Here is a 1,847-nt window from a genome sequence, read left to right as displayed (position 1 = left end):
ATGCACAGTCGCGGGGCTTGTGATTGGTTTTTTCACTTTTAACAGGAATAGGGATAAGGACGTTAAGAATGATGCTACAGAATCAGCAATCATAAGAACAAAGTTAGATAATATTGGACAATCCGTTGATTCAATTAGGATTGATTTTAAGGCTAGTGACCAACGTTGGACTGCATTGTCAGAGACTGTTATTCGTATTGACGAGAGCACTAAACAGGCACATAAACGCATAGATAAAATCGAAAACAAAGGAGAATTTTGATATGGATAAAATAAAACAATATGTAGCAATGATTGGCGGTGCTCTCGGGGCACTGCTTTTATTTTTTCAATCGCTAGGTTATCAGGTTGAATGGTTCAATGAAAATACAATCAACTCATTTATTAACTTCCTTACTGCTGTTGTCCCTCTTGGGTTTGCTTTATATGGAGTATATAAGAATCAATATTTAGTGACTAAGAAAGCTCAAAAACAAGAAGAAGTCTTGAAAAAGAATGGATTAAAATAAGCTGCCCATCGGGTGGCTTTTTATTATGCATTTAAATTAAAAGGAGACGATGGAAAATGACAGTGGAATTGCAAACATTATTGGATCGTTCAATTAAAAATATGGGTTCTGGTATGAATTCAGTGGTGAAAGCCTCAGCCTTAGAAATGATTAAGCGTGCCTATAAAGAAGGGATTTACGTACAAATCAGCGCAGGTTATCGCTCCATGGAAGAACAGGCGGCTCTATACGGCCAAGGTCGTTTTTATAGCTACAAAGGTAAAAGTTATAGTAGCATGTCCAAGCCAAAGGTGACAAAGGCATTGCCAGGGCAATCTTTCCATAACTATGGTGTGGCAATTGACTATTTCCTTGTAAGTGATGATGGTAAAACTGCCTTGTGGACTATTAACACTAAATGGAAACGTGTAGCTGCCATTGGTAAAGAATTAGGATTTAAATGGGGTGGAGATTGGACAGGCTTTAAAGATTATCCTCACTTGGAAATGACGGGTGGATTAACCTATTCACAGATGATGGCTGGTAAAAGACCAAGTCTTTCTTTGAAATTTAAACCTGAAACGGAAACCATTGTTATGGTTCCTCCAAAGACTGAGGTTGCTTCAGAGATTACTAAAGAGCCATCCAAGAATAAAGGGGATGAAACAATCAGGTCCATTCAAAAAACCTTAAACAGCCGTTATGATGCTGGTCTTATTGTGGATGGATATAATGGCCCAAAAACCAAGGCAGCACTTATCCAAGCATTACAAACTGAACTTAATAAACAATTTGGTAAAAAGCTAGTTGTGGATGGAAAGTGGGGTGCTAAAACTAAGGCTGCAATTGTCACGGTTAAAAAAGGTGCAAAAGGCAATCTTACATGGATTCTACAGGCAGCACTTTTTTTGGAAGGATTTAACCTTGGATCACTTGATTCAGATTTCGGAAAAAATACTGAATCAGCATTATCTAAATTCCAGAAAGCTAAAAAGATTACTGCAGACAAGAAGGCAGGCAAAGCTACTTTCACTGAATTGTTTGCTGCGTAATCAAAAGCCCATACTCGATTTGAGTAGGGACTATTTTTTGTTTTAGGCTCTGTTAAAAGTGTTGTTGATTAACTAACTTGAGAATGTCTTTTGTGACGTATAAGACACAAACTGTGAAATAAAATAGACAGAAAGAAAGAGTATCATATCACTCTTCCTTTCTGTCTATTTTATACTTATCTAACCTTAATGAAATGTTTCTGAACATTCACAGTTAAACCTCCATAAACCCTTTAATGATTAGGTGTTAAGAAACTAAGGTTTTATAAGACAACCTTAGCGTATTTTTCCCGCATTTTGATACAGG

The 1,847-nt window shown here is 36.8% G+C and carries 3 protein-coding genes; all 3 read left to right on the top strand.

Going from position 1 to position 1,847, the window contains the following annotated elements; translation table 11 throughout:
- A partial coding sequence (locus N9I19_RS24630; protein WP_317779313.1) for a hypothetical protein occupies nucleotides 1-262 on the top strand: 262 nt, incomplete at its 5' end.
- A 1-nt stretch (nucleotide 263) separates the two neighbouring features.
- Nucleotides 264-509, top strand: a complete 246-nt coding sequence (locus N9I19_RS24625) for a phage holin (protein ID WP_228467471.1) — start codon at nucleotides 264-266, stop codon at nucleotides 507-509.
- 62 nt (nucleotides 510-571) lie between these two features.
- A complete protein-coding gene (locus tag N9I19_RS24620) occupies nucleotides 572-1,540 on the top strand; it encodes a peptidoglycan-binding protein (RefSeq protein ID WP_317779312.1) in 969 nt (322 codons plus the stop codon).
- The last annotated feature ends 307 nt before the right edge of the window (nucleotides 1,541-1,847 follow it).

Origin of the sequence: Peribacillus sp. CSMR9, from assembly GCF_033141925.1 — a bacterium.
Lineage (GTDB): Bacteria > Bacillota > Bacilli > Bacillales > DSM-1321 > Peribacillus > Peribacillus simplex_A.
Note: the sequence above shows the minus strand (reverse complement) of the source record. Positions and strands in the feature narration are given on the sequence as shown.